The 25,748-nt window shown below is 48.5% G+C and carries 31 protein-coding genes, 1 tRNA gene, 1 rRNA gene and 1 pseudogene; 16 read left to right on the top strand and 18 right to left on the bottom strand.

Features of this window, described 5'->3' with window-relative positions; all coding sequences use genetic code 11:
* Positions 1 to 36: 36 nt before the first annotated feature.
* The 9 genes from DXB00_RS12605 to DXB00_RS16475 all read right to left on the bottom strand — a co-directional run bounded on the left by DXB00_RS12605 (position 37) and on the right by DXB00_RS16475 (position 7,839).
* On the bottom strand, positions 37 to 915 hold the full coding sequence (locus DXB00_RS12605) for a hypothetical protein (RefSeq protein ID WP_119215013.1): 879 nt from the start codon (positions 913 to 915) through the stop codon (positions 37 to 39).
* A gap of 35 nt (positions 916 to 950) precedes the next feature.
* The gene (locus tag DXB00_RS12600) at positions 951 to 1,196 is read right to left on the bottom strand and encodes a hypothetical protein (RefSeq protein WP_119215012.1); all 246 of its coding nucleotides are present in this window, start codon (positions 1,194 to 1,196) and stop codon (positions 951 to 953) included.
* A gap of 460 nt (positions 1,197 to 1,656) precedes the next feature.
* Entirely contained in the window at positions 1,657 to 3,960 is a 2,304-nt protein-coding gene (locus DXB00_RS12595; protein WP_118730064.1) for a DEAD/DEAH box helicase family protein, read from the bottom strand.
* Positions 3,930 to 4,835: a HamA C-terminal domain-containing protein gene (locus DXB00_RS12590; RefSeq protein WP_118730065.1), complete on the bottom strand. Its 906-nt coding sequence runs from the start codon at positions 4,833 to 4,835 to the stop codon at positions 3,930 to 3,932. Before DXB00_RS12590 ends, DXB00_RS12595 begins: the two co-directional genes overlap by 31 nt.
* A gap of 17 nt (positions 4,836 to 4,852) precedes the next feature.
* Positions 4,853 to 5,587: a PmeII family type II restriction endonuclease gene (locus DXB00_RS12585; protein ID WP_118730066.1), complete on the bottom strand. Its 735-nt coding sequence runs from the start codon at positions 5,585 to 5,587 to the stop codon at positions 4,853 to 4,855.
* Positions 5,574 to 5,870, bottom strand: coding sequence for a DNA cytosine methyltransferase (locus tag DXB00_RS16730; RefSeq protein WP_199697293.1), 297 nt, complete (start codon positions 5,868 to 5,870; stop codon positions 5,574 to 5,576). The genes DXB00_RS12585 and DXB00_RS16730 overlap by 14 nt, the downstream gene beginning before the upstream one ends.
* Before the next feature lie 11 nt (positions 5,871 to 5,881).
* Positions 5,882 to 6,769: a DNA cytosine methyltransferase gene (locus tag DXB00_RS12580; RefSeq protein ID WP_199697291.1), complete on the bottom strand. Its 888-nt coding sequence runs from the start codon at positions 6,767 to 6,769 to the stop codon at positions 5,882 to 5,884.
* A gap of 13 nt (positions 6,770 to 6,782) precedes the next feature.
* Entirely contained in the window at positions 6,783 to 6,992 is a 210-nt protein-coding gene (locus DXB00_RS12575; RefSeq protein WP_118730068.1) for a helix-turn-helix domain-containing protein, read from the bottom strand.
* 700 nt (positions 6,993 to 7,692) lie between these two features.
* The gene (locus DXB00_RS16475; protein WP_158578364.1) at positions 7,693 to 7,839 is read right to left on the bottom strand and encodes a hypothetical protein; all 147 of its coding nucleotides are present in this window, start codon (positions 7,837 to 7,839) and stop codon (positions 7,693 to 7,695) included.
* A gap of 316 nt (positions 7,840 to 8,155) precedes the next feature.
* Here DXB00_RS16475 and DXB00_RS16725 point away from each other — a divergent pair, with 316 nt between their 5' ends.
* The 8 genes from DXB00_RS16725 (at position 8,156) to DXB00_RS16720 (ending at position 14,903) form a co-directional block, all read left to right on the top strand.
* Positions 8,156 to 8,365, top strand: coding sequence for a helix-turn-helix domain-containing protein (locus DXB00_RS16725; RefSeq protein WP_199677307.1), 210 nt, complete (start codon positions 8,156 to 8,158; stop codon positions 8,363 to 8,365).
* 48 nt (positions 8,366 to 8,413) lie between these two features.
* Entirely contained in the window at positions 8,414 to 8,962 is a 549-nt protein-coding gene (locus tag DXB00_RS12565) for an RNA polymerase sigma factor (protein WP_243022728.1), read from the top strand.
* Positions 8,949 to 9,311 carry a DUF4179 domain-containing protein gene (locus DXB00_RS12560; protein WP_118730069.1) on the top strand — a complete coding sequence of 121 codons (363 nt, stop codon included), beginning with the start codon at positions 8,949 to 8,951 and terminating at the stop codon, positions 9,309 to 9,311. Before DXB00_RS12565 ends, DXB00_RS12560 begins: the two co-directional genes overlap by 14 nt.
* Positions 9,298 to 9,924: a histidine kinase gene (locus DXB00_RS17385; RefSeq protein WP_243022729.1), complete on the top strand. Its 627-nt coding sequence runs from the start codon at positions 9,298 to 9,300 to the stop codon at positions 9,922 to 9,924. Before DXB00_RS12560 ends, DXB00_RS17385 begins: the two co-directional genes overlap by 14 nt.
* A complete protein-coding gene (locus DXB00_RS12555; RefSeq protein ID WP_242988032.1) occupies positions 9,921 to 10,550 on the top strand; it encodes a PrsW family glutamic-type intramembrane protease in 630 nt (209 codons plus the stop codon). Before DXB00_RS17385 ends, DXB00_RS12555 begins: the two co-directional genes overlap by 4 nt.
* Before the next feature lie 159 nt (positions 10,551 to 10,709).
* On the top strand, positions 10,710 to 11,063 hold the full coding sequence (locus tag DXB00_RS12550; RefSeq protein ID WP_117488292.1) for a glycosyltransferase: 354 nt from the start codon (positions 10,710 to 10,712) through the stop codon (positions 11,061 to 11,063).
* Positions 11,060 to 14,023: an S-layer homology domain-containing protein gene (locus DXB00_RS12545; protein ID WP_118730070.1), complete on the top strand. Its 2,964-nt coding sequence runs from the start codon at positions 11,060 to 11,062 to the stop codon at positions 14,021 to 14,023. Before DXB00_RS12550 ends, DXB00_RS12545 begins: the two co-directional genes overlap by 4 nt.
* Before the next feature lie 211 nt (positions 14,024 to 14,234).
* Entirely contained in the window at positions 14,235 to 14,903 is a 669-nt protein-coding gene (locus DXB00_RS16720; RefSeq protein WP_199677308.1) for a DUF4368 domain-containing protein, read from the top strand.
* Positions 14,904 to 14,956: 53 nt separating this feature from the next.
* Here the strand turns inward: DXB00_RS16720 and DXB00_RS12535 are convergent, their stop codons facing one another.
* On the bottom strand, positions 14,957 to 15,262 hold the full coding sequence (locus DXB00_RS12535) for a type II toxin-antitoxin system RelB/DinJ family antitoxin (RefSeq protein ID WP_118730091.1): 306 nt from the start codon (positions 15,260 to 15,262) through the stop codon (positions 14,957 to 14,959).
* Between the two features lie 421 nt (positions 15,263 to 15,683).
* On the opposite strand from DXB00_RS12535, the gene DXB00_RS17380 reads away from it, so the two are divergent.
* From DXB00_RS17380 to DXB00_RS18305, 5 genes are all read left to right on the top strand, one after another.
* Complete coding sequence (locus DXB00_RS17380) at positions 15,684 to 16,961, top strand: glycohydrolase toxin TNT-related protein (RefSeq protein WP_243107225.1); 1,278 nt, start codon at positions 15,684 to 15,686, stop codon at positions 16,959 to 16,961.
* Positions 16,958 to 17,440, top strand: a complete 483-nt coding sequence (locus tag DXB00_RS12525) for a hypothetical protein (protein WP_118730071.1) — start codon at positions 16,958 to 16,960, stop codon at positions 17,438 to 17,440. The genes DXB00_RS17380 and DXB00_RS12525 overlap by 4 nt, the downstream gene beginning before the upstream one ends.
* Positions 17,441 to 17,509: 69 nt before the next feature.
* Positions 17,510 to 17,797, top strand: a complete 288-nt coding sequence (locus DXB00_RS17375) for a hypothetical protein (RefSeq protein ID WP_243107224.1) — start codon at positions 17,510 to 17,512, stop codon at positions 17,795 to 17,797.
* Positions 17,797 to 18,255: a Fic family protein gene (locus DXB00_RS17370; protein ID WP_243107223.1), complete on the top strand. Its 459-nt coding sequence runs from the start codon at positions 17,797 to 17,799 to the stop codon at positions 18,253 to 18,255. Before DXB00_RS17375 ends, DXB00_RS17370 begins: the two co-directional genes overlap by 1 nt.
* 585 nt (positions 18,256 to 18,840) lie before the next feature.
* Positions 18,841 to 19,113, top strand: a complete 273-nt coding sequence (locus DXB00_RS18305) for a helix-turn-helix domain-containing protein (RefSeq protein WP_118730084.1) — start codon at positions 18,841 to 18,843, stop codon at positions 19,111 to 19,113.
* Positions 19,114 to 19,811: 698 nt separating this feature from the next.
* Here the strand turns inward: DXB00_RS18305 and DXB00_RS12510 are convergent.
* From DXB00_RS12510 to DXB00_RS12490, 5 genes are read right to left on the bottom strand one after another with little or no spacing between them, the layout of a single operon-like run.
* The gene (locus DXB00_RS12510; protein ID WP_118730085.1) at positions 19,812 to 20,672 is read right to left on the bottom strand and encodes an ABC transporter ATP-binding protein; all 861 of its coding nucleotides are present in this window, start codon (positions 20,670 to 20,672) and stop codon (positions 19,812 to 19,814) included.
* Positions 20,669 to 21,388, bottom strand: coding sequence for a hypothetical protein (locus tag DXB00_RS12505; RefSeq protein WP_118730086.1), 720 nt, complete (start codon positions 21,386 to 21,388; stop codon positions 20,669 to 20,671). The genes DXB00_RS12510 and DXB00_RS12505 overlap by 4 nt, the downstream gene beginning before the upstream one ends.
* The gene (locus tag DXB00_RS12500; RefSeq protein WP_118730087.1) at positions 21,385 to 22,218 is read right to left on the bottom strand and encodes a hypothetical protein; all 834 of its coding nucleotides are present in this window, start codon (positions 22,216 to 22,218) and stop codon (positions 21,385 to 21,387) included. The genes DXB00_RS12505 and DXB00_RS12500 overlap by 4 nt, the downstream gene beginning before the upstream one ends.
* A complete protein-coding gene (locus tag DXB00_RS12495; protein WP_118730088.1) occupies positions 22,196 to 22,897 on the bottom strand; it encodes a hypothetical protein in 702 nt (233 codons plus the stop codon). Before DXB00_RS12495 ends, DXB00_RS12500 begins: the two co-directional genes overlap by 23 nt.
* Complete coding sequence (locus DXB00_RS12490; protein ID WP_158578365.1) at positions 22,894 to 23,427, bottom strand: RNA polymerase sigma factor; 534 nt, start codon at positions 23,425 to 23,427, stop codon at positions 22,894 to 22,896. Before DXB00_RS12490 ends, DXB00_RS12495 begins: the two co-directional genes overlap by 4 nt.
* A gap of 327 nt (positions 23,428 to 23,754) precedes the next feature.
* Here DXB00_RS12490 and DXB00_RS18300 point away from each other — a divergent pair, with 327 nt between their 5' ends.
* The 3 genes and pseudogenes from DXB00_RS18300 to DXB00_RS12480 form a co-directional block, all read left to right on the top strand.
* Positions 23,755 to 24,360, top strand: a complete 606-nt coding sequence (locus tag DXB00_RS18300; protein ID WP_243107222.1) for a DUF5906 domain-containing protein — start codon at positions 23,755 to 23,757, stop codon at positions 24,358 to 24,360.
* A gap of 203 nt (positions 24,361 to 24,563) precedes the next feature.
* Positions 24,564 to 24,737, top strand: coding sequence for a hypothetical protein (locus tag DXB00_RS18295; RefSeq protein WP_243022737.1), 174 nt, complete (start codon positions 24,564 to 24,566; stop codon positions 24,735 to 24,737).
* Between the two features lie 155 nt (positions 24,738 to 24,892).
* Positions 24,893 to 25,117: pseudogene (locus DXB00_RS12480) on the top strand (IS30 family transposase); the annotation flags it as partial.
* Here the strand turns inward: DXB00_RS12480 and DXB00_RS16715 are convergent.
* The 3 genes from DXB00_RS16715 to DXB00_RS12470 all read right to left on the bottom strand — a co-directional run bounded on the left by DXB00_RS16715 (position 25,089) and on the right by DXB00_RS12470 (position 25,715).
* On the bottom strand, positions 25,089 to 25,313 hold the full coding sequence (locus tag DXB00_RS16715; RefSeq protein WP_188886863.1) for a hypothetical protein: 225 nt from the start codon (positions 25,311 to 25,313) through the stop codon (positions 25,089 to 25,091). The pseudogene DXB00_RS12480 and the gene DXB00_RS16715 overlap by 29 nt on opposite strands.
* A 133-nt stretch (positions 25,314 to 25,446) precedes the next feature.
* Positions 25,447 to 25,563 (bottom strand): 5S ribosomal RNA (rrf, locus tag DXB00_RS12475).
* A 77-nt stretch (positions 25,564 to 25,640) separates the two neighbouring features.
* A tRNA-Glu gene (locus DXB00_RS12470) sits at positions 25,641 to 25,715 on the bottom strand.
* Positions 25,716 to 25,748: the final 33 nt, after the last annotated feature.

The following is a 25,748-nucleotide window of genomic DNA, read 5'->3' as shown; positions in this document are numbered from 1 at the left end:
GAAGCGCAAACAAGTCAAGAACGCCCTTTATATGGACTATTTCTGCTTCCAATACGCAAGTTCGATTTTCACCGGCTGTGTTCCGACTGATTTTAGGATATACAGCAGGCTTGGCATTCTTTTAGCCGCATACCCTTTGCGCAGCGGAATAGGATTCAACCCAAGCGACTGAAAGCGTTTCAATAAGCTCTTTGTCTTGTAGCCTTTCTTCTCCATATACTGCACTGCCTTATCAATCGTCTGTTTACGCTGCATTTGGTCCAGAAGTGTGAGCATCTGCTCTTTGGTATCAGCGTGTAATGATGAATTCTGAATAGCCTGCTGGCCATCCTCATAGCTCAGATAAGGCAGGTCAGGATAACATTTTTCAACGAGTTGCAGGATTCGCTCCTCACTTTCCTGCATCAGCAGCCATAGGAGATCGAGCGGGTCATCAGCTTTGTATTTATTCTCAATACTCCGCAGTTTATCGCGTCCATAGTGAACCTCTACACGCAGCACACCTGCAGGAAGATCCTCATAGTCGATCACCAGATTATTCTCAATCAACTGATAAGTCTTATCGTAGATTACCAACTCCTGCTGTCCACAGGCAAGGCGAATATAATGTTTATTGTACTGATTCGCCTTCTTTTTGTTCTTATTCTGGTAGAATAACCGCTGATACTTCTTTGGGGTAGCAGTCTTTCGTAGCACACGAACAAGTTCACGAAATACTTTCTTATTACTGCAGCGAATATTGGTACACAAATCCACTCTGGAAAGATAATAATGCGAAATATCACCATCAAACGGCGACTTTTTCAGCACTTCTCGAAAGCATTTCTCCAGCAGCTCAATACTTTCTTCTTCGTTGGGTAGGATACCAAGATATGTCGTGTCCATAAAAATCAATCTGCGTGGATTGATAATCATACGAATGTAGTGACCTTTTGTTTCGTTTTTGTCTTTTATATGTCTAAACGAATGCGTATACCTGCTTCTGCATATTGCGTACAGATATGACAGCCATGATATAAACCATCCGGATGGATGATATTTTCAGAGTATTGCTCATTATAGTCGTATAAATCGCTTTTGATTTGCTTCCATTCGGTTTGAGATACCTTACGAGAGAACTCTATGGTATGAATGGAGAAACCATCCGGCTCTAACACGATTTCTACATTTTTATACTTACGAACCTTCTTGCCCAAAATAAAAACCTCCCAGCAAAAGTATTTATACTTCTGTTGAAAGGTTGTAAAAAAATAATACCCCATAAATTAGATTAAACAGGCATTATTCCATTATTTTAGCTATATTTCAAGTATTTTTGTGTGTAGTTGTTGGAAGTTCAATAGACAAAATTATGTTGATTTGCTACAATAATTATGAGTATTACTCTCAGCAATAAAGGATTTGAGAATTTATTGCAATAGCTTTAGCAGTATAATTCACAGAACCACCTTTCGACTTATATGGCAAAAGTGGTTCTGCTTCTGAATTTTATATTGATGGAAAAGCAATAATATTATTTTTTATCTTTGATACTTGTAACGCGTAGTGTGTTATACCGGCGGGCACAGTCAGTAGATAAAATGAAATTTTGCTGTTGAAAACACCTGTTTTTGACAAAAGATTGGGCAATTTCTGAAGTAGCAACAGGTATATAAACTATTCTTTAAATAGTCGACTTATCTCTCGATCAATGCGCTGTTCATAAGCGTCAAATTGCCCTTTATCATACGGCGTTTTACTATCATAACAGTCTATCAGTTTAAACGGAACTCCATAATCACTTACTTTACGTGCATTGGGAGAAAGGGCATTGTATTCAAGTTTTTGAAGAAGTAACCCCAATCCAGCCACATCTTCCATAGCGATATTCTCTGACTTTGAAATTTGATATCGGAAGAATACATCAAAAAGGCCGAGATATTTTACTAAATGATACTTAAAGACATTGTAAACGAAGTCAGCTACTTGCCGCATTGCTTCATCCTTTGTTTTTGGATTATCGTTCCGCCCAACATAATATTGTACCATTGAAAGAAAACCACCTGAAAGATATGAACTCAATAGACTTGTTATCAATGAGTACTGATTCTGTCCCACTCGTATTGCAATAAGTTGTTTAAGTTTTTCTTCGCGTACAACGGGCAAGATAATATCCATAATGGCTTGAAATCCGGGCCAATATAGTCGGTGTGCATTGCTGCCTGCCAATGTTATTGAAACACGTTTAATATCTTCAATAGTCCACCATGGCACACTTGAAATATAACCGTATAGTGTTAATTTATCTTTTGGTCCAACAACCCGGAAACAATCAAATACATCTGATGGGATTTCAGATGCAATAATCTGAGCTTGGATATCTTCTTTATCTTGGCGTTCAACTTCAGATAAATATTTATCTTTTGTTATCTGGTAATCAACATCCGTTTTCGGGAAAGTTATATCATAGTTTTTATGTTCCAGTATTTCAGGTTGTCCATTCACAATTTCCTCAAAATTATTATTTAAATCTATAACTCTTCCAGAATAGTGTTGGTAAAACCTACCCGCACGACCAGCTATATTTTTAGCATCAAATTGCCGTAGAGGTTTTATGCCCTTTTTGTTTGATGTAATAATTATGTTTTTTGCTGAAGTGTTTACGCCTTCAGTGATAGTCGTAGTCGAAAAGAGGCATAGTAATGTCCCCTCATTAAATAAATTTATAATTTCTTTTTGGATGTATTTGGGGATAAGGCTGTGATGGATACCTATCCGGCCTTTCAATGCTTTTAATACAATCCAATCATTGCCAAATGTGTGTTCCAAATGATTTAAAAATATTTCATAAGTAGAACTTTCTATCCCTGAACAAGTTTCTTGAAAAGAAGAAATCAGCATTTGATCCCTTAATAAAGTTCTGGCATACATTTCTGTATCGGCTCTTCTGCCACAATAAATAATCGTATTTTCTTTAGGCGTACTTAACGATTTAATTATATTGGCAATTTTCTGCCCTTTACTTATAGAACCAATTTCTACTGGGATTTCATCTATATGATATTGACGTTTACCTTTTACTGTTGTGTATTCCTTTGAAACAATTTCAAATTGATTGTAACGTAAAAAAGAAAACCCATTATCTTTCGCAAAATTATTAAACGATTTATGCTGCTGTGTACTGGGTCGGGGAAGTGCCATATATGGACCAGCTAATAGCATATCGCTTGTCAAATTACAAATAAATTCCAATGCTAAACGGTACGCGGTATCACGTTCGTTTTCGCCAGATGTTTCCGGATCAATGATAAAACTGTTATCAATTTTGTAAACCTCATCAATAAAGGCAAAATCAAAGTGAAGGTGTTGATGCGAATCCATAAACGACAAGAACCGTTCGGGTGTAAAAATAAAGATGTTTCTTTCGGATAGACTAAATTCTTCTTCGCTTAGGGAATGAATCTTATATGATTGAAATGTGTCCAACTTGCATAAACGGGTGTAATTTTCGGATAAAAGGCTAATTGCCGGAAAAATCAAAAGGACATTCTGATACTCCATCTTTTGTATAATTTCATATACCAAAAAGGTCTTCCCAAAAGAAGTAGGTGCAGTCAAAACAAAACGATTTTGTTGCCCGATTTTAAAACTGTCAAGAACATTCTTTTGATACCGATGTAATTTGCTATTTCCTCTAATAAGGCTGGCATCATGAAATAGAGCACTTATGGTAAGTGTTTTGATATTTTCATCAGATATACGGCAATCTGTAAACTTATCTTTGAACAAGTCAAAATATTGCGGGATCCCCGCTTCATTAGCCAAAAATATAAGGAAATTCATATCCGCTTCAGAGATAGGCTCATTTTTTATAAAGTCAAAAAAGCCACATACTTCTTTTACAAAAGTTGCAGCATCTGAATTCTTTTTGTATGAATAGTACGCTTTAATTATATTAGCGGTTCTCGTGAGTCTATCCATTTTATCACATTCTCCTTGATTTGCTTAACTTCCGACAGTGGTAAAAAAATAAAAAATAACCGGTAGTCAAACGAAGCGGGTACAATAATATTAAGCCGTGTATATTCTGAAGCAATATGCTCAATACACTTTTTTATGCTCTGATGATATTGATCAGTTCTATTTTTTTGATAAGCAATAAATATAGGGTATATTAGCCGAATTCCTCTATTCTTTATTTCTTGTGACAGATTAATATCCGGATTTTCTTCCCATGAATTTAACAAGTTTTCAAGTTGTTCATTGTGTGTTGAGATATGGAGGCGCTCATCTATGATTGCAAGTAAATTTCGATTCAAATATCCATCAGAAAGTGAAGTGCTTAATTTTTCCATCACAGGGGTTATTGCGCTTTTATATTGCACATAGAATTTTGCTTCTCCAAACCATAAGTCAATATTTCCTTCTCTTTCCATTAAATGAAAAGCATCAAAACCTTTAGCCTCGCTATTTTCAATAGGAGAATAAAAATATCCTCGTGCGGCAAGAACACTCGTATTTAAAAACACACGCAAGATTAAATCCAAGAGTACTTCACCATAAAAACCATACTTCAGCTTGGTATCCTCAGATGCTTCTGGGTTATAACGGATACGGCTAAGAATAGCTTTTCGCTGTTCACGCTCTAAAGCAGTGTAATCAATTTCATATTCGTTGATTGCAAATTCCACAATACCATTATAGATAATTTTGGAAACTTCTTGGGGGTTAGAATTACTGAAACAAATATCATTTTGGGAAGAAAGGCACGATTTATCTACGCCACTTTCTTGATGCGGCAATTTGCATTCAAATAAAATTGCATTATGTATAGCATTCTTTAGTGCATCTCTCATGCCTTATCCCTCCGATGTTAATTTCCAGAGTTGAATTTAACAAGCTTCTCCCAGTCAATACTACCATCCTCAAAGCAAAACTCTTGGGTGAACTCACGAACGAGCCGGTTTGAAGCTTTTTGATAGGAAGCATCGAATTCTTCCACATATTTCTCTGGCAGCCTGTCCATGAAACGGATTAGCTTTATGTAGAATTCTTCATCTCCGGTTAATTCCGTCCAGAAATCCTTGCCTGCCAATTCCATATAGAACTTGGGAAGCCCGCGGTTGGAAGCTTTCTTCTTTCCATAACCGTAACCAACAATCGGGACGAAGCGTTTCTTCGCCTGCTGCGCCAGTTTGCTTGCCGCCATGAAATTCTGTTCCTGTTTCTTGCGGCTGTCCGCATTAAAAACGCTTGTGCCAGATTTTACAGCGATAGCATAAATGGTATTGTCGCGCTCCACCATAATGTCAACGCCTTCTGCCAATGCTTTCTGTCCTTGTGCAGCAGCGGTAGCAATAGGTTCAAAGAAAACATTTCCAAATATTGTTTCCTCGGATGATGAGACAAAGGCAGCGAGGATTGCGTCAATAATTTGTGCAGCCCCATTCATAGCCTTCGCCCGGAATAGGTACGGATTCTTGCGCTTCATAACTTTTTTGATGTTGAGCTTGTCAATATTGCCGATTAAGTTAGTGTAAAAATTATCCAATGCAGTTGCAATTGCTTTTACGATAGCTTCCTCATTGTAATTGCTATTTATTGGCATAATAGTTTCCTCCTATTTCGATAGCTTGTTTCAGTTTTTGATGGATGTCTGTTCCTCTAAAACGTTTTGTGCGGATTTCAGCGGATTGATCTGCAACAGAAAGTACAGCATTTCCCAATGCCAATGCCAGTCCAACCGGTACAGCATTGCCAATTTGCCTGTATTTTGCCACGCTTGTCCCTATGAACCGCCAATCATCAGGGAACTGCTGGATACGGGCATATTCCCGGATACTCAAAGGCCTGTCTTGGGTCGGATGACACATCATGGTTGCTTTTTGCACTGGCGAGGTTACTAAAGTTGGTGAAGGCTGGCTATAAGATAATCTCCGATAAAAACCAACTTTTCCGCCGCCGGAGCTATAGGCACCGCCCATGCTTCTTCCCGAATATCTTCCGGTAGGTCACGCCAATTTCCGCCTTCCGGGACAAGACGGAGATATGCAAGGCGGTCTTTACTAAAGGCAGCACATTCCCCACAATTATTTTCCAAATCTCGGATTGTATCATTCAAGGTACGCCAGCGGTATTGCGAGTCTTGGTGCATCTGAAAGTGCGTCGGGAATGGCAGAAAAATATCTTCATTGTCCCGACTTCCAATTAACACAAACCGTTCTCGGAATTGAGGTACACCATAATTGACGGCATCCAAAATCCCATACACTGTTTTGTATCCTAATTTGTTAAATTCAGAGAGGATAACATCTAATACAGTTCCTAAATGCTGTTTAGGATCGTTTTTATCACGCTCTGCAAGTGGCATATGCTTTAACGGAGCAGACATAATCCCTTTTACATTTTCCATAATGAAAAAACGGGGACGAATATAGTCAATCATACGGATAAAATCCATAAATAGACTGCCCCTCGGGTCGTTAATCCCCAGCCGCTTACCAGCAGTAGAAAATGGCTGGCAGGGTGGTCCCCCGCAAATCAGGAAAGGCTCTCCCTGTGCCAATCCAGTCTGTTCCAATAAATCTGCTTCATTAATTTTACGGATGTCACCACCCAAAACTTTATGCCCATTGGCACGCATAGTTGCGACACAAGAAGGATCAAAGTCCTGTCCAATTACGATATTGAGGCCAGCTTTTGAAAGGCCAATATCCAGCCCCATTGCACCAGAAAATAGGGAAATCACGTCCCGATTTGAGGCATTATCTTTAAAACGTAATAAATTCATGCATATCCTCCCATTAAACCTTTTCTCCATCTAGAAGGACAAAATAGCGTTCAAAAGAACACCCCAATGTTTCTGCCAGATATTCTAAATCAGAGATTGTAAAACTCTCTCGTTTCATTTTTGAGTTAAAATTTTGAGGGGTAGTCCCCATACGCCTTGCCAACTCTGCGACACTGATATTGCAGCGCACGCAAAGCACTTTAATCTGTTCTGATATTGTCATAAGGGTACTCCTTTTATTTTATCAATACATAAATTTAGAATATAAATTAATTATTTTATATTTTCAATATAGTCCCTTGTGATATTTATCATAACATCAAATTGACTGATCTGCAATTCAAAAATTAAATTATCGACGGATTGCATACGTTTTTCTCTCAGTTAAACACTGAGCCAAATCTAAGTCACTACTAAAGAATATGAATGTTGATTTTCTTGGTGTGACAGTTTATCATGAGATATAAAGAGCTACAACCTCAACCTATCCTGAGGCGACTATTCAGGCGACCGGGCGACTCTGAGCAGCGGTATCCACCCTGTCACACAAGGCGAAAATATCCGTAAATCCCTTATTTTCATATACTTTTCACCGTAAATTCGAACGTTAGCTCTCAAAGCTCACCGCTCCGACTCCAAAGGCCATGCGTTCGAATCGCACCGGGCGTACCACTGATAACCGTCTGTTCCGTTGGAACGGGCGGTTTTTTGTTACTTTTTCAAGGGTTGCTTTAACGGAGTAAAATTGAGGCTACTGTGCAGGCTACTATATGGTAGACAGAACAGTAAAAAAGAGCGGCAATGCCTCGCCTCTTGTCATGGGGTTCGCCTCCTTCAAAATCGTTTGTATCTTCATTATATCTGACGTTTCGGCAAAGACCCAGGGGAAAACGCAGATCGCGGCAAAAAGTTTGTCCCAGGGGTCATTCCAGCTCCATATCCTTCTGCCGTGCCGGCGCCTGCCGGGGTGGGGACAGGAACTCCTCCACGTTCCGGCGCACGGCGGCGTAGTCCTGCTCCTCCCGCCGCGCCTTCTGACGCTCGGCGGTCGGCGCTTCAAAGCGCTTCACGCTTTGAGGTCTCCACCGGAGACCCGCGCCCCAACAAGCAATTTTGACTGTTCGGGCAAGGGACCTGAAAATCTCAAAATCCGCAAGCGGGTACTCGCTTGCTGTGCTTGCTGACTACTTCGTACCCCCGTATTTCTCCTTCTACCCATACTACAATCTGAACAGGGCGTTTTGGCCAGATTTCGGAGGACTTTTTCAAAAAAATGTCGCTCCTATCCGTAACCTTTCGCTGCCCACTTCGCCGGACACCTTGTGTTTCTTCGGATATTCGTATACAATGTATCATGTTAAGTATTATCCATGCGGAGGTGCGGTAATGAACGGGATCAAGGACTATATCTCCATTCGGGAGGCGTCTTACCGTTGGGGCGTGTCGGAGCGGCGGGTCAATCAGTATTGCGCCGAGGGGCGGATCCCTGGTGCGTCCCGGTTCGGGCGTTCATGGGCGATCCCGGAAAACGTGGAAAAGCCGTCCGACCCGCGCTTTCAGAAGCAGCACCGCGATTCCGGCAGGACAAGCACCTGACGGACACCCGGCTGCATTTGAAGCATCCGCAAAAAGGAAGTGAACGCTATGACCTGCGACGAGGCTTTGTACCGCCAATATCTGAGCGGCGACGACGAAGGGCTTAATGCCCTGATGAAAAAATACGGCGACCCGCTGACCCTGTATATCGACGGCTATCTGCACGACGTTCACGAGGCGGAGGAGCTGATGCTAGATGTTTTCGCCTATCTGTTCACCAAAAAGCCCCGCATCCGGGACGGCGGCTTCAAGGCGTATCTCTATAAGGCGGCGCGGCACATGGCGCTGCGCCACAAGAGCAAACGAAAGCCGCTGTTCAGCCTCGATGCGCTGACCGGCGAGCCGGAGGGGCGGCTGCTGGCAGAGGAGGTCATACAGACGGAGGAGCGAAACCGCGTCTTGCACTTCTGCATGGATGAAATGAACCCGGACTACCGGGAGGTTTTGTACCTCACCTATTTTGAAGGCATGAGCTACGCGCAGGCGGCGGAGGTCACAGGAAAAACGGTGAAGCAGATCACCAACATGGTGTATCGCGGAAAAGAAAGTCTGCGAAGGCTCTTAGAACGGGAGGGAATCACAAATGCGGAGTCATGAGGAGCGCGTCGCGGAGACAAAGCGGCGCATTGCCAAAATGGAGCGGGAGAAACGGCTGCGGCGCAATACGATCACCATGGCTTCCGCGGTGGCGGCGTGCCTTGTGCTGCTCATCGGCGCGTCCCTCGCCATGCCCGGCATTGCCGCGAAAATCCAGACAGGCGATTATGTGGGCTTTGAAACGGCAGCCAGTATGTACGGCGGCAGCGCGGCTTTGGGCTACATCGTCATCGGACTTTTGGCGTTTTTACTCGGCGTATGCGTAACGGTTCTGTGCTTCCGGCTGCGACAGATGAGCTGTGAAGACGGGCAGAACAGGGAAAGCGAGGATGCGCATGGAGCTGATTGAGAACCTGCTGCAACTGCTGACCACGTTTGTCGGCGCGCTGCTCTCGGGTATCTCCTACCGAAAAAGTGGGCGACAGGTGTATTTTCTGCTGCTGTGCTTCTATGGCTGCTTTGCCCTCGGTGCGCTCTACTGGACGCTGTATCTGCTGCTGTTCGATACCACACCGCGCGTTTTCTATGTGTCGGAGTTCGGCTGGGTGGCCAGCGTAATTTTCCTGCGCATTTTGCAAGCAGCGCTGGCAGGAGCAGATGAGCGCAGCTTCCGCTGCCGCAGGGCATGGCTTGCGCCTGCTTTCGGCGTGCCGCTGCTGGTGTTCTACTGCACCTTCGGGGATATTCTCTCCAACCTGATCTGGTGCGGCATGATGATCGTTCTCTCTTACTGCGCCATTCGGGGGCTGGTCTACGCCAAGGGACAGACAGGCACGGCACGGAATATGCGGTTTTTCCACATCGGCGTGCTGTGCTTTGCCGGTTCGGAATATCTGCTGTGGACGGTGGGCTGCTTTTGGCCGGATACCTCACCGGCAAGCCCCACCTTCTGGTGCGATATGCTGCTGACGCTTGCGATTCTGGGGCTGCTGCCCGCCACGAGAAAGGCGGTGGAAGCGTGACCTACATCGAAAACATCTTCCTCTGCATGGTATCTCCCCTACTGGTGGCTGCCCTGTGCATGGGCAGGCGGCAGCTCCGCTTTTTCCTGTTCTGCATTGCCGGGATGGGGGTGTGTCTGCTCTCGGCCTATATCAACACCTTCCTTGCGGCGGTGTGTCAGGCGGATGCCCTTGCCGCCACGGCGGAGATCGCGCCGGTGGTGGAGGAAACGATGAAGCTGCTGCCGCTGGTGTTTTATCTTCTGGTGTTCGAGCCGGAGGGCGATAAAATCAAGGCCGCCGCAATAACAGTCACTCTCGCCTTTGCCACCTTTGAAAACGTGTGCTATCTCATTCAGAACGGCGCAGACCGCTTTTCCTTCATCTTCTTCCGTGGCTTCGGCACGGGAGCCATGCACGTCCTCTGCGGTTTGATCGTAGGCGGCGGACTTGCGTATGCGTGGCGGCGGACGTGGCTGAAGATCGCAGGCACGTGCGGGCTGCTGGGCGCGGCGATAACATTCCATGCCATATACAATCTGCTCATCGCCTACGGCGGTGCGGCGCAGTACATCGCCTACGCCCTGCCGGTGCTGTTGGTGGCGGCGGGAAGATGGTCTGCATTCCGCTTATCGCGGAGGAAATAACCGAATACCCACTCCCTGAGAGCTGCCTTTTGGCGGCTCTCAAATTTTTTTGAAAAATTTTGCGTTTTGGGTGAGAGTTTTTTCGATTTTTTGTACCTATATAAGTGAAGGGGTTTTTAAGCCGCATTTCAAAAAATCCAGAGAGGAGGTTCAAGCGGAATGTACGATACCGCAAGGCGGGTCGCACTCGTCAAGCAACGGGTGCAGGAAAACACCCGCCGGAGGCAGCGGCGCGAGGCAATAAGCCTCTCCGCAGTGTGTATGCTGCTGTGCGCGGCGCTGATGCAGACAGCGGGCGCGGTCGTCGGGCCGGGACAAACCGCCGCATGGGGCGTGTTCGGCGCAATGCTGCTGCGGGAGGACGCAGGCGGCTATGTGCTGGTGGCAGTCGTCTCCTTTGCAGCGGCGGTGGTCATCACCGCGCTGTGCTTCCGGCTCAGAAACAGAGAAAATCAGAAAAAAGACGGGGCGGACAAGCCCACTCGACACGAACAGGAGGAGGAAAACCAATGAAAAAACGAATACTCAGTATCTTGCTCTGCCTTTGCATGGCGGCGTGTATGCTCCCCACCGTGGCGTTTGCGGCGGATACAGGAAAGGCGATACAGCTTGGCACAAACGCACTGAATAAAAATGTAAACACAGAGGCCGCACCGACCGTATATTTTGGGCAAGACCATGGAAACAATCCCGCTGCATGGCGTGTAATCGGCTATGACGGAAGCGGCGTTGCCGGCGCACAGGGGGATATGACCCTGCTTGCGGCAGGCACTATGGGAGAAGCTGCGTTTGACAGCGTTAATTATAGCAGCGAATATGCACCGAGTGAGTTGAAAACCGCAATAGACGCGCTTGAAGCAAAGCTGACGACAGAAGAAAATGCTGCCGTAAAGAAACGGACGCTTGCAAGCGGAAGCTACAACGGAGAGAATACCGACTGTGTAGCAGGAGCGCAGGTGGATAACGCTGTATTCTGGCCGCTTTCCATAGCGGAAGCGCATGCGGTAAATCAGGATCTGCGAATTGTGAATAAAGAACATACAAATTGGGCGATGTACCATTGGTGGCTGCGCTCCCCATGCAAATTATCTTCCAGTGCTGCCGTTGTGCATGGTAACGGTGAAGTCCTCGACGATGGCATGTACCATACTTCCGATGAGTTTGGTGTTCGTCCCGCTTTTAACCTAAATCTGAACGCTGTCCTCTTCACATCTGCCGCTGTGGACGGAAAGCCCGACGGAGGGCTGACCCCGATTTCCGAACACACCGGAAACGAGTGGAAGCTGACGCTTTTAGATAATAGCCGCAATTTTGCCGTAACGGAAACAACCGCCAGCGGCAACCCCGGTGATCCCCTTACGCTGCATTACAGTGGGGCGACCACAGGGACAAATGAATATATCTCCGTCATCCTTGCGGATAACAGCGGCGCAAAGTATTACGGCAGAGTGGCACAGCCCACCGAAGCAACAGGAACGGTTGAAATCGAAATCCCATCCGACCTTGCACCGGGCAGCTATACCCTGAAGGTTTTCAGCGAACAGTATAACGGCGACCGCAAAACCGATTACGCAAGCAATTTTACAAACATTGCGCTGACGGCGGGAAAGCAGGTGGACGAACAGTTTGCCCTCACCTGCGGCAGCACCTATTACTTTGACCTCTCCGGCGCGGGCATTCCCGGCACGGCGAACAGCAATTTGCCGGATAATACGCTGCGTTATGTCCCCTTTACCTACGCCGGGACAGTGGACGCCTACAAGCTCACATCAGCAATGGCAACCACCGAGGAGTATGCACAGCAGAATAAGTATCCCCACAGCCTGTTTATTGCGGACTACAATGTAACACATAAAATAAACTGGGATGACCTGAATACCGCAAATCTGATTTTCGGCAAGGACTATGCCGCCAGCGGCGTGGACTATACGCTGCGTGCGCCGTCTGTGGGAAGTCGTTATACAGGCTCTGGTGAGTCCCAACGCGGCACGCCCCAAAGCAACGAATGGGACAGGGTACTGGATAAGGACGACGGATATATCAAAAACCGGAATAAGGTGTATTCGTGGGGGCAGGATACTACGAACTTTGGGCGTGGGTTCCGTGCGGTTCGTGGGTACTACTCGGCCCGCCACTGGTATTACTACTCGTCCTCGTATCAGAACGTCGACCTCGGTTTCCGCCCCGTCCTTGAAGTCCCGAACCCCGGCTCACCGGGCTCTGACGGGCTGAAGGCCGTTACCCTTGATCTTGGCGGCGGCAAATTGGGCGGCAGCACGGATACTATTCAAATCATTGTGAAAAACGGCAGCAAGTTTACCGCGCCTGCGTCCGACGGCCTGACCCGCCCGGACGGAAATACAGGCCGCTACTTTATGTGGCTTGGCAGCGACAGAAACCTGTACGCCCCCGGTGAAAGCGTTCCGGAGGTCGTAACCACGCTGACGGCGCAGTGGACAGTCAACCAGTACACGATTACCTATGATCTGGCCGGCGGCACTGTGGAGGGCAATCCCAACACCTACACCATCGAAACGGTGGCTTTCACCCTCAAGAATCCTACCAAATCCGGCTATACTTTCACCGGCTGGAGCGGCACGGGGCTTGACGGCGAGAACAATATGACCGTCACCATCCCCACGGGCAGCACTGGCAACCGAACCTATAAGGCACACTGGCGTTATAATGGCAGCGGCCATTCTTACAGCTACTACACCATCAAGGCAACTGCCGGGGCTGGCGGCTCCATTTCTCCCTCCGGCAATGTCAGCGTCCGTGAGGGCAGAGATCGGACCTTCACCATCACCCCGGATAAGGGTTATGCCATCTCCAACGTCAAGATCGACGGCAAGAGCATCGGCGCGGTGAAGTCCTACACCTTTGAGAATGTCCGCAGAACCCATACCATCGAGGTCATCTTTACGAAAGCCAACGGCAACCCCCAGACCGGCGTGTTTGTGGATGTAGCCACCGGCAGCTATTATGAGGATGCTGTGGATTGGGCAGTGGAGAACGGCATTACCAAGGGAACCGATGATACCCATTTCTCCCCGGACGGCATCTGCACCCGTGCGCAGGCTGTGACCTTCCTGTGGCGTGCCGCTGGCAGTCCCAAACCCGAACCCTGCGCCATGCCCTTCACCGACGTTCCTGTGGGCAGCTACTACTACGATGCTGTGCTGTGGGCGGTAGAAAACGGCATCACCAAGGGCACCAGCGACACCACGTTCAGCCCCAACATGACCTGCACCCGCGCCCAGATCGTCGCGTTCCTGTGGCGTTCCGAGAAGTCCCCGGCAGCGGGTACAGCCAATCCCTTTGCCGATGTGAAGTCTGACGCCTACTATGCTGATGCGGTACTGTGGGCGGTCAAGGAGAACATCACCAAGGGAACCACCAGCACGACATTCAGCCCCAATGTGGATTGCACCAGAGCGCAGATCGTGACCTTCCTCTGGCGCTGCAAGAAGTGACCGGCTGACATACGGCTAAACATGGCATGACCCCGTAAGCGAACATCGGACAGCGCAGCGGACGGGCATCTCGCCCCAAAGCTGCGCTGTTCTCTTTTCGCTATTCCCGGCAGAACACCCTCCGGCACATCTGCGCCTCAGCCATCAGCGACTCCCGCGGGAGATCGTTTCCTTCGACTCCCGCAGCAAGGACGAGTTTGTGAGGCTGGTCATGGACAGTGACCTGCGGCAGCGCGACCGGAATATTGCAAAGCGGATCACAGAGTTGGATGCTATCTTCAAGCGGCTCTATGAGGACAACATTTCGGACAAGCTCTCCGATGAACGCTTTCAGAAGCTCTCTGCGGACTATGAGAAGGAAGAACGGGACCTCAAGGGGCTGACGAGTTCCCTTCGGAAAGAAGTGGAGCTGGAGGAAAGCAAATCGGCGGATGGTGATCGTTTTCTCTCCGTTGTGGAGAGGTACACGGATATCCCGGAGCTCACGCCCTGCATCCTCCATGAGTTCGTGGAGAAAATCATCGTCCATGCGGCCAGCGACCTGAAGGGCAAGAATCGGACGCAGGAGATCGATATTTACTACAAGGGTATCGGGGTCTTGGAAATGTCAAAAGTCACGGCATCAATGAAAAAAAGAGGAAACGGTACAGCCGAAGCTATACCGTTCTCTCTTTCCTCACGATGTTTTCTTATCGGGAGCTGCCTTGCCGCTCTTTTCGTTTTACTCTATGCTTTCGCTCTGCTCCGACAGATGCAAATCCAAATTTCGACCGCGTGTGCAAACACTGCGAATGTACACATAGCTGTGGATTTCATCAACCGAATACAAAATCACGTCATTTCGCGTAACATACTACGGTATCCCGATACTGCTGCATAATATACATCAGCTTTTCCGTAATGTCCCGCTCGGCTGTTGAGGTGTAAGATATCTTATATCCTTGCGGCACGACTCTGAAGCAGCTCCTTTACTTTAGCGTCCATATCGCACTGCGCAGAGATGCGTCCGGCAGCAATATCCTCACTGCTGCGCGACAGCTTTTCACTGATTTCCGTTTCGCTCATATCATCCCATGCACGAAGCGACGGACGAAATGGCATACCGCCTTCCTGCAGGCTCTGCTGCGCAAACATCCGTACAGCCTCAGCGAACGAGGTGCCCATACTGCGGTAAAGCGCTTCTACCTGCTCCTTTACTGCACTGTCAATGCGGATCTGAAGTGTTGCATCCATAGCCATAAAATCATCTCCTTGTAGTGCGATTGTATTACAGTTTTCTTTGTATGTCAAACGGTGGTGGTCAAAAGATGACCTTGCAAAGTTCCGGATCTCGTCCTATTCTATCAATCACCAGAATAGAAGGGACTTGAACGGAGGACTTCATGCAGGCAATTAAAACAGTCGCGTTTCGGAAAGCAGAGAGCACCAGCAGACGAATTCGGGAACAGACAGCGTGGTTTTTTCTCCGACATATGCACATCGACGAGGACACTTCCCCCTCTACAGCATTTCATGCGCTCCTGACACGGAAAGAACGTGAATCTCTGCCCGCACCGCAAGGCGAAAAGGAAAAACGGTACGGCAGAAGCTTTGTACTCGTTCAGCCTTGTTCGAAGCACAGCTTTATGATACGATAAATGCATACACAAAGCTGTTCATCATGGGCACAGAAGATATTCCCACCGGTCTGCGGTACAAGCTAAATTCTGATCTGACTTCATTCAATGAGCAGACCACGCAGGCGCTGATGAATCAATCCACAATTTGCATACGTCAGAACAGCACTGCCGACCAAATGGCAAAAGAACTGCTTCTTGTATGGGATAAAGCCTCCAAGCGATTAGCCGATGATATTGACGGTGCCTATATACAAGCCAGCTGGTATTATCTCCTGCATCAGTTTGACAAAGCCGGCTATCACAAATTTCAGTATATTGTCGAACATCAGCAGGGACTTTGTAATACCTGTCTTTCATTCAGCAACAAAACTTTTACGCTGAATGAATTGATTCAGCAGGACTTGCTTCCGCCACTGCACCCGCACTGCCGCTGTGCCGTAATTCCGGTTTACGAATCTTCATCGGCATTGGAACAGCCCACTGTTGCTGCATCACCCAGCGCCGACAATCATGCGAATTGGTATGATGCACTGCTGCGCATTCCCTCTGATGCCAAAGCACTGCTGAACGGTTTTGTTGCCGCCCAGCAGGAACGTATTGGTCGTGGAACACTCGGCGGCTTTCTTGACTGGCTCACTATGGGTACAGTCAGCGGTCTTTATGAGGGATTAAAAACGCGCACAGATGCGATGACAAAAGATCCCTCACTTTATAATATCGTAAACTGGCTGACTCTGGGCACCGCTGATATGGTAAAGGGCGCATTTTCGCCGGATGAACCGCTGTCGCTTGAACACTGGCTGAATTCACTCGGTGTTGCCTCAATCACTGTAAGCGCGTATGAATTAGCCCAGAAATATGCTCCGGCGATGATTGATGATGTGGCGGCGTTTGAAAATACAGCGGCTCAAAACGCTGTGGAAATCAACCTGCCAGAAGATGCTCTGATTGTCCGTGATACCAAATACCTTGATGAAAGCGGTCATGTTGACTATCCTAAATACGCACCGGATAATGGATTTGTGGCAGGAACAAAGCATATAGAAACACTTGATGTCGGTGCTTTAATCGACCGCTATGGCGGACCAGGTGGTGATTTTACCGCACCCAAAGGTACACCATATAAAATGCGGTCATTGCCCTATTATAAAAATCAGAATGTCTATCATGTTTATCGAGTGATCAAACCCATTGAAAATGTAGAAGCAGGAAGAATCGCTCCGGCGTTTGGCGAACGAGGCGGCGGCATACAGTACCGCCTGCCAACTAATATTAAAGAACTAATCGAAAACGGTTATCTAGAGGAGGTTATTAAATGACTGCAATGAACCAAAACCAGCTCCGTGCGATCTTCCACTATTTGAAAGTCCCTGCCAGTGCCTATGACTTGGGTAATAATATGCGACTGGGTGCCTGTGAAACAATAGAGCATACCTCGCAAGGCTGGGAAGTATATGCGACTGAACGCGGCAGCAAGTGTGCTGTTAAGGTATTCTCCAATGAAACCGATGCCTGCTATAATCTGCTCTATCGCATGACACATTATTGCGATATTGATAAAACCCTGCCGAATTTAACTATCCGTAAGCTGCATTCCATTCTGGTCTATCTGAAAGTACCCGAAGACCTGTATAACTTCAGCGCCGGATATTTCGGTACGAACTGCTATTCCATGGAATGGACAGCGCAGGGCTGGGAGGTATTCTTCGCCGTGAACGGCGAAAAGTGTGATGTTACCGTCTTTGACAGCGAAACCGATGCCTGCCTCGACCTGCTGTATAAGGTGATGCATCGCTAAGCACCTTGCACAGCAGCAACAGATTGGGTATAATAAAAGCAGATATCTGGCACAGCAGGAGAGATAACTATGGCAGAAAGTTTTACCGCGCAGCTTATTCGGCGTTTTCAGATCGAACAGAAGAAAAATGACCACGGCGGCGTATACGCGTTCGCACAGAGAACACTCGCCTATCATTCCAACAGAATTGAAGGCAGCACATTAACGGAAAAGCAGACGGCATCTCTGTTCGATACCGGCACCCTGACGTCGGAAGATGCGCTGATTCGCGCAAAAGACATCGAGGAAATGACCGGCCACTTTCTGATGTTCAATGAAATGCTGAAAACCTATCAAGAGCCGCTTTCGCATGACTGATGAAACGGTATCATTACAAGCTGAAAAGCGGCGTGTTTGAGAACATTGCAAACGGTTATCTGATCGGAGAATACAAGAACCGCCGGAATATCGTATCGGATATTACAACTACGCTGCCGGAGGATGTCCACGCACGCATGACGACACTTCTGGACGAATACAATGCAGCAGACAAACATGATCTGCACGGATTGGCAAAGTTTCATGCAGATTATGAGGCTATCCACCCGTTCCAGGATGGAAACGGACGAACCGGGCGGCTGATCCTGTTTAAGGAATGCCTGAAAAACGATATTATCCCCTTTGTGGTAAATGATAGCCGCAAAGCAGAATACTATCATGCGTTGAATACCGCGCAGACAAAGCAGGATTACAGCCTGCTGGAGCGGTTCTTCCGCGAGGAGCAGACCGAATACCGCCAGCAGGTCGAGGGTTTCCTGCCACCGGTCGAAAAATAGCCGAAGCTATTGCGGCTACTGTCAGGCTACTGCCGGTGAATACAGGTGGTTGCAACAGGCATAGAAAACGTATAAAAATAGTGAAAAATGTCTAATATTTGCGCTGTTTTAGCGGGAAATGCAGGATGAATACCTCATACAGCACCGCTCCGACTCCAAAGGCCATGCGTTCGAATCGCACCGGGCGCACCAAAATGTGTTGATGAAAGATGCAACGCCGAAAACGCCGCACGAAAGTGTGGCGTTTTCACATATAATGCGCTGCTTTTAGAACGAAAAGGCTGCAAAACTCGATTTATCAGAATTCCAGTTTTGCCCCGCGAGAGGCGACATTTTTAAGATGTGCCCTGCCAAATTTATGGTCTGGTGTGGTTCGAACACCAAGGCTTAAAAAAGAATAAAGAATAAGAATACAGGCTGATATGCTCCCCATAGAGTAGACACTCGAAATAACAAAAATTCGAGACTACACTAAGGGGAGCATTATTATGTCAAAACGGATACCGGAAGAGATCATCCACTCAACGGAGAAGGAAGCCAGGCAGCAATCTGTAAAAAGTACGGACTACGACATACGAAGAACGGATTGAAATTATCAGCTACTGCATCGAGAATGAAAATGACTACGCTGCTGCTGTTGCGCGATTCGGCGTCAGCTACCAGCAAATCTATTCCTGGGTGAGAAAGTACAATGAGAAGGGCATAGAAGGTCTGGTAGACAAGCCTGGTAAGCGTAAGGCCGAATCTGAGATGACAGAAGCGGAGAAGCTGCGCGCCGAGAACCGGATACTGGAAGCCCGAAACAGAAGATTGAAAACGGAGAATGCAGTGCTAAAAAACTCGAGGAACTCGAAATGAGGTGGCGCTGAGCGGAGTAAGACAAGAATATCTCTACATTTGTGTTCGGAAAATGCACGAAGATGGGTATGCAATAACCGAGACTTGTGATATTCTGAACCTGAATCGGTTCTATCGTTTGGTACATATTGTCGGCCTGCTTGCTGTCATCTGCAGAAAACGTCCGGCATATCAGCGGTCTAAGCCGGAAGTAACGGCGCACCAATGAATTACCGCAGCTTGCTGGATGCTGCATAAATGAAAACCAGGACCTCTGAGATGAGGTCCTGGAGAAAACTTTTTGTTTTTTCGTCTGTCTAATTGACAGGGAGCGGTTCACTCCGCCAATGTCAGGTCGATTTCGTTTTTTCCGACATAGATCCGCCTTTTTTCATAGCCAATCAACAAATTCTGAAGCTGACAGTTTCCACTGGCTGTATTCTTATTTTTCCTCTCTGTCGGTGGTTGTGGAGAACGGCGCGAATACGAGCCAGTAATTTTTCTGTACTGAATGATTTCGTACCAGAAAATGCGCGAAATGAGTTGCTGAGAGGTGCTGCGAACAACCGCTCAAATTTTGTTCCCAGAGATTTTTCGGCAGCAAAATCGGCTCTGAGTTTACGGAGAAAAGCAGCTTGCAGGTCTAAAAACTTGCAAGCTGCCTTCTAAACAGTCTGCACTTTACTGCACCCGAGATCCAGTCAGAATCATCCGGACGATCATCTACCGAAATAATATAGATACATATCCTCCATATTGGGTGCTGTTGGTACTGCGTCGGGTCGAGGGGCGCTTTTGCTGAGCAGACGGATCACACTTTTTCCGTCTGTGTGCATGACATTGCTGCAGGTATATTGCTTTGTGAGTGCCGCTTCGTCCGCAGCAGGAACTGTAACGAGCCAGACTTGCTCGTTCAGCTGCTCCAGCAGCGAAGCAGGCTTTTGCATTCCGAGGACAACACCTTTCCGAAGCAGAATGATTTCGTTTGCGACTGCTTCGAGGTCCGATACAATATGCGTCGACAGCAAAACGAGCTTTTGCTGGGAAAGATCACTGATGATACCGCGGAACCGGATCCGTTCTTCCGGGTCAAGCCCAGCTGTCGGCTCGTCCAGCACCAGAATTTCGGGGTCTCCAAGCAGTGCCTGTGCGATTCCCACACGCTGCCGCTGTCCGCCGGAGAAACCTTTCAGCTTTTTCTGCTTTTTGTCCTCCAGACCGACCATATGCAGAAGATCATCCGTCTGCCGCTTGGCCTCAAACTTTGACAAGCCCTTTAATCTGGCGATATAGAGCAGAAACTGCTCCGCTGTGAAATTCGGATAAACGCCGAAATCCTGCGGCAGATAGCCGAGCTTTTTCCGGAACGCGGCACCCATGACCGCAATGTCTTGCCCATTTAGCAATACACGTCCGGTCGATGGGGCGAGCAGATCCGTCATGATCCGCATCAGCGTCGTCTTCCCGGCTCCGTTTGGACCGAGCAAGCCATAGACGCCTGACCCGAGGGTCAGGTCGATCTGTTGCAGCGCGGCCGTATTGCCGTAGAGCTTGCTTATATGTTCGAAGGAAAGCTTCATAATTCCTTGCGCTCCTTTCTTTGATGGATGGCGGCCAATAATAATCCACCCAATAACAGCGCGTACCAGACACCCCAGACTCCCGGGGTCACACCGATTCTCCGTCCACGCATCCATTCTGCAAAAAATCCATACCGGACAAACCAGAAGAATTCAAACTTTTTCAGCACATCGGCATTGATAAAATAGCTGAACGCAAACGGAGCTCCGCAGATGCACATGGCCGCTGGCTGATTCTTCAGACTGTCACATACAAATGCTGCAAAGAGGAAAAATCCAATTGTTCCGATGAGAACGATCGCCGTGCTGCGGAACCATGCGTGATTCCAACCATCCGGTTGGGGAAGCCTGCCGGAAATGAGAATTGACAGCGCATGATTTCCGGCTGCTAACAGCACAGCACCAGCCGAAGCGGCAATGCTCCCGGCAATCAACCGGTTCCGGAACAGCGTGCTTCGACCATAGGCGGTGCTGTTGATGACAGGAAAGACTCCTGTTTCACGATCCGCGGAAAACAGACGGATCAGAACGAGCAGAACCAGAAAACCGAGTGTTACGGAGCCTATCTTATTCCAGAATTCTGCGGATAAGGACCAGAACGCATCGCTGCGGAATCGGGAATCGAAATAGGCGAGGACAGCCCGGACGGATAACCCGGCGCCCAGAACGAGCCAGTAGAGCGGATTCCGGAAACAGCGGATCAGATCAGCCTTCATGCCTTTGCTTTCCTCCTCCATATCCTCCAAAAGAGGAAAAACTCCAGAAGGATCATGCCAATCCCCAGCAGGACCGGTTTCCATACGTCCGACCACAAATATGGAAAGACCCACGAATAGCTCTCCTGCAGCAGATACCCACCGAAGCCGAACCGATAGAGCGCGTCGATCGGCACACGAAGGAGCTCCGGCAGCTGAGGCCCGACAGCGGAATACGCGAAAAACAGCAGATAGCTTCCGCCGCAGAGGAACAGACTGAGCGCTGTCCGCCGTGTCAGCGCAGCGACGATCAGGATAAACCCGGCGAAATATAACGCGCCCAGGAACAGAAAGCCATACTGGATCGCACAGTACGCAAGATTGGACATCGGCGGCAGCGCCGTATCCGCAAAATACACGCATCCAGCAACAGAGGAGAGGGCGCCTTCGAACCCGAACGCGCCGCCGTTTACCAGCAGACTGGCTGCGCCGATGATGAAAACAACGACCGCGCAATAGAGGACCGTAAACGCCGTTTTCGCCCTCCATGTGTACCGTCGGCCAAGCGCTGCCGTCCCGACAAGATCGTCCGTCCGGTATTCCTTTTCGCAGCAGACCAGCCGTGGCAATCCGACCGCAAGCAGAAACGCCGTCAGCGTCGCGCCATAGGAATAGATATTCTGCTGAACAAAATTCCACTTTTGCCGTGCATCATAGAGCACGCTGTAATTCTGTTCCGAAATTTCCGTGTATAGCCCCAGCAGCAGGTACAACCCGCCAAGGAGATACGCGACCCAGACCTCGCGGAACGCCCGATGCTTTCTGGCTTCATCCGATATGAGCCATGTCATAATGCTCCCTCCTTCGTTGAACATTGTATACAAGAATGCCGTATAAAATCAGTCCGATAGCCGCCAGCACAGCGTAGGCAGCGGTGGAGCAGAGCTGCAAAAGCCGGTCAAACGGCAGTACCGTCACGAGGAAGCAGAGCGCCGCCCAAAAGACGAGTGCAAGCAGGGACAGCCCTTCCGAATTGCGGAGCGAAGCAGACAAAAACAGGAGCAGCGCGCAGAGATAAATGCTCGGTACCGCGCCGCAGAGCGCCAGCCGCAAAAACGCCTCACTCGCAGAAACGTGCAGCATCACGGAAAGGAGCACCAGAGCGCCGAACATGCAGCATGAGATCACGACAGACCGCGCAGCCAGCATCTCCGGATAGGAATACGGAAATGTAGCCTCCAATTCACGCATGTTCTGGTTACTGGCGAGCACATACCGGTGGAACAGCAGGAGCATCGGCATGGGCGCGGTGCAGAAGATCGTCAGCATCGGCATAGACAAAGCCCTGACGCTGAGCAGACCGAAAATCAATGCACCCGCGAAAAGCCCAAGCAGCAGGCCCCCGTTTATTTCACCTGCGGCGATCCGCAGCAGCGTGAAGACCGGCGTCTGCCGGTCCCTTGGCTCCGGCATGGACGCTTGCAGCCGCAAAATGGTGCGGCGGATTTCCTGTTCCATTCGATCGTTCATTCGAAGTCCTCCCGCAGTTTATCTGAGAGTGTATTTCTGGCGGCACGAAGCCGTGATTTGACCGTCGGCAGCGGTGTGTTCGTCATTTGTGCGATCTCCTTTGCGGTAAATTGATGGAAATAATGTAAGATCACTGCCTCCCGCTGTGCGGCAGGCAGCTTCTCCAGCGCGGCTTTTACGGACATGGAGACCGCTGCCATATCTTCAAACGAGGCAGCCGGATCGGGTCGGTCGAACACGGTGTCTTCCACCTGAACGATTTTCTGTCGAAAGCGAAAGTAGTCCATACATTTGTTATGCGCGATCGTAAACAGCCAGCTGTCAAATTTCCGCCACGGCGTATAACTGCCGATGCTCTGCATCATTGCGATAAAAACATCCTGCGTCAAGTCATAAGCGTCCTGCTCATGCCCGGTCAATTTGAAAACATATCCGTAAATTCGCGGATACCAGCGGCGAACCAAAAGCTCCAGTGCGCTCTTATCTCCGCCTTTGATCCCGCGCACCAGTTCATGATCGCTATATTCCACCGCCTCACCGCCTTTTCTGTCAGTATAACGAACGAGAGCACCTAAAGGGATGAAAGATACAAAAGATATTTTATAAAAATTTTAACAGGTCCTTGCGTGTGTTTCCAACTGCATTATTTGAGCGCTTTTATATTTTAACACCGGAGCGCCAAAACTGCGCATTAGGAACCAAAGAATAGGCTTTATCTGGAGTTCACGCAAAAAGCAACCGCCCTGCAAGTCGTGACCTATTTAACATACAAGACGATAACTTGCTTCGCGGATGCCTTCCTTAAAAGATACCTCACATATTGTATCGCGGCTTTTGCAAAAACGTTTGACTTCACCGTGTCCCAATCTGCCAGTTTGACAATCTCCGGCGTGCTGACCGCCAATCTCTCCAAGACGGTTGCGAATTTACTTGCCAGCATCAAGCTGCAAGCCTATTCGCCGCCGCTGCCCATTGAGACGGACCGCATCCATGTTGCCAACGGGACGTTTTTCACGGACGGCAGCTTCAGTGCCGACAATAGCTACTGCAACAACCGCCTGACCGTCTCCTACGATCCCAGCGTACCTGCGTCGAAGCGTTGGCTGAAATTCTTATCTGAGTTGCTCCAAGCAGAGGACATTCCCGCCTTGCAGGAGTTTCTCGGCTACTGTCTGCTGCCCACCACCAAGTGGCAGAAGATGCTCATGCTCATCGGCAAGGGCGGCGCGGGCAAAAGCCGCATCGGTCTTGTCATGCGCTCCCCGCTGGGGGACAGCATGAATACCACCAGCATCCAGAAGGTGGAGAGCAATCGGTTCAGCCGTGCGGATTTGGAAAACAAGCTCCTGATGGTGGATGACGATATGGACATGAGCGCATTGCCCAAGACCAACTATATCAAATCTATCGTGACCTCCGAGTGCAAGATGGACATGGCGCGCAAGGGCGTCCAGAGCTACTAGAGCCAGCTGTATGTGCGCTTCCTCTGCTTCGGAAACGGTGCGCTGAACGCCCTGCACGACAAATCCGATGGCTTCTTCCGACGCCAAATCATGCTGACTACCAAAGGCCGGCCCGCAGGCCGAGCGGATGATCCATTTCTGGTGGATAAGCTATTGCAGGAAAAGGAGGGCATTTTCTCTGGTGTCTGGAGGGTCTGCACCGGTTGATTGGGAACAACTATCAGTTCAGCATTTCGGGCAAGGCCAGAGAGAATATGGAGACGGTCAAGCGCAGTAGCAACAATGTGATCGAGTTTCTGCAATCTGAGGGCTATATTCGTTTCAAGGCCGACAGCGAGGCCAGCTCCAAGGCAATCTATGAAGCCTATACGAGATGATGCGACGATAACGTACAGAAGCCCATGTCGGCAAACCGGCTCAGCTCGGAGCTAGCTCAGAACGAACGTCTTTACAACGTGGAGGCCACCAACAATGTCCATGTCGGCGGCAAGCAGGTTCGGGGATTTATGGGCCTTGAGGTGATCAATCTGCTGCTTTTCAGAAGATGCAATCTGAACTGGGGGATTACTTCAGCAAGGTATTCCGTACCATCACAACGGATAACGATCCTGAGTTTGCCCGGCTGGCAGAGTTGGAAACAGGAACGAATACGAAAGTGTACTTTACCCATCCGTATACATCCTGTGAGAAAGGGGCAATAGAAAACCACAATGGCCTGATCCGACGCTTTATACCAAAGGGAAAGCGGATTTCAGATTAGAGCGATGATGACATTCTGGCTGTGGAGCTATGGGCGAATCGTCTTCCGCCACCAGACTGATTCTAACAGATGAAATGCTCAACTTGATATTGTAATTTGCGGCTTTTGCGAACTTTACTTGACGCGGCCAAATCGCCGCTGCTTTAATTGTGCGGTATTGCCTTAGGCCAGAGGGCAAATGAATGTACTGCATGGCGAAGCCTCCCGTGCTGATTACTACGAAAAGCATACCGGTACAGACGCTGCCACGCACACCCAACTTCACTTCAAGCTCACAAGAAAAATAATTAAAACAAAAAAGCAGCAACTTTCGTTGCTGCTTTAGATGTAGGCGTTGAGTTATCTTCCCGGGCCGTCGCCAGCCAAGTATTGTCACCGTAAACGAGCTTAACTACTGTGTTCGGAATGGGAACAGGTGTACCCTCGTCACCATTAACACCTACTATTTCGTTGCACATTCCTGTGCAGCTTTATTATACCATACCATCAGCCTACTGTCAACATCTTTCTTGAAGAAATTTGGTGACCCGTGGGAGAATCGAACTCCCGTTTGCGGCGTGAGAGGCCGCCGTCTTAGCCGCTTGACCAACGGGCCATAACAGTTAGACTTCCGGTATTTCTCGGTTCC

The organism is Butyricicoccus sp. OF10-2 (assembly GCF_003481925.1).
Classification (GTDB): Bacteria; Bacillota; Clostridia; order Oscillospirales; family Butyricicoccaceae; genus Agathobaculum; species Agathobaculum butyriciproducens.
Note: the sequence above shows the minus strand (reverse complement) of the source record. Positions and strands in the feature narration are given on the sequence as shown.

Coding starts and splice junctions, on each gene's coding strand:
- DXB00_RS12605 (WP_119215013.1), bottom strand. CDS start 915: ATGATTATCAATCCACGCAGATTGATTTTTATGGACACGACATATCTT.
- DXB00_RS12595 (WP_118730064.1), bottom strand. CDS start 3,960: ATGGATAGACTCACGAGAACCGCTAATATAATTAAAGCGTACTATTCA.
- DXB00_RS12590 (WP_118730065.1), bottom strand. CDS start 4,835: ATGAGAGATGCACTAAAGAATGCTATACATAATGCAATTTTATTTGAA.
- DXB00_RS12585 (WP_118730066.1), bottom strand. CDS start 5,587: ATGCCAATAAATAGCAATTACAATGAGGAAGCTATCGTAAAAGCAATT.
- DXB00_RS12580 (WP_199697291.1), bottom strand. CDS start 6,769: ATGAATTTATTACGTTTTAAAGATAATGCCTCAAATCGGGACGTGATT.
- DXB00_RS12575 (WP_118730068.1), bottom strand. CDS start 6,992: ATGACAATATCAGAACAGATTAAAGTGCTTTGCGTGCGCTGCAATATC.
- DXB00_RS16725 (WP_199677307.1), top strand. CDS start 8,156: ATGAACGGGATCAAGGACTATATCTCCATTCGGGAGGCGTCTTACCGT.
- DXB00_RS12565 (WP_243022728.1), top strand. CDS start 8,414: ATGACCTGCGACGAGGCTTTGTACCGCCAATATCTGAGCGGCGACGAC.
- DXB00_RS12560 (WP_118730069.1), top strand. CDS start 8,949: ATGCGGAGTCATGAGGAGCGCGTCGCGGAGACAAAGCGGCGCATTGCC.
- DXB00_RS17385 (WP_243022729.1), top strand. CDS start 9,298: ATGGAGCTGATTGAGAACCTGCTGCAACTGCTGACCACGTTTGTCGGC.
- DXB00_RS12550 (WP_117488292.1), top strand. CDS start 10,710: ATGTACGATACCGCAAGGCGGGTCGCACTCGTCAAGCAACGGGTGCAG.
- DXB00_RS12545 (WP_118730070.1), top strand. CDS start 11,060: ATGAAAAAACGAATACTCAGTATCTTGCTCTGCCTTTGCATGGCGGCG.
- DXB00_RS16720 (WP_199677308.1), top strand. CDS start 14,235: ATGGACAGTGACCTGCGGCAGCGCGACCGGAATATTGCAAAGCGGATC.
- DXB00_RS12535 (WP_118730091.1), bottom strand. CDS start 15,262: ATGGCTATGGATGCAACACTTCAGATCCGCATTGACAGTGCAGTAAAG.
- DXB00_RS17380 (WP_243107225.1), top strand. CDS start 15,684: ATGGGCACAGAAGATATTCCCACCGGTCTGCGGTACAAGCTAAATTCT.
- DXB00_RS12525 (WP_118730071.1), top strand. CDS start 16,958: ATGACTGCAATGAACCAAAACCAGCTCCGTGCGATCTTCCACTATTTG.
- DXB00_RS17375 (WP_243107224.1), top strand. CDS start 17,510: ATGGCAGAAAGTTTTACCGCGCAGCTTATTCGGCGTTTTCAGATCGAA.
- DXB00_RS17370 (WP_243107223.1), top strand. CDS start 17,797: ATGAAACGGTATCATTACAAGCTGAAAAGCGGCGTGTTTGAGAACATT.
- DXB00_RS12510 (WP_118730085.1), bottom strand. CDS start 20,672: ATGAAGCTTTCCTTCGAACATATAAGCAAGCTCTACGGCAATACGGCC.
- DXB00_RS12505 (WP_118730086.1), bottom strand. CDS start 21,388: ATGAAGGCTGATCTGATCCGCTGTTTCCGGAATCCGCTCTACTGGCTC.
- DXB00_RS12500 (WP_118730087.1), bottom strand. CDS start 22,218: ATGACATGGCTCATATCGGATGAAGCCAGAAAGCATCGGGCGTTCCGC.
- DXB00_RS12495 (WP_118730088.1), bottom strand. CDS start 22,897: ATGAACGATCGAATGGAACAGGAAATCCGCCGCACCATTTTGCGGCTG.
- DXB00_RS16715 (WP_188886863.1), bottom strand. CDS start 25,313: ATGCAGTACATTCATTTGCCCTCTGGCCTAAGGCAATACCGCACAATT.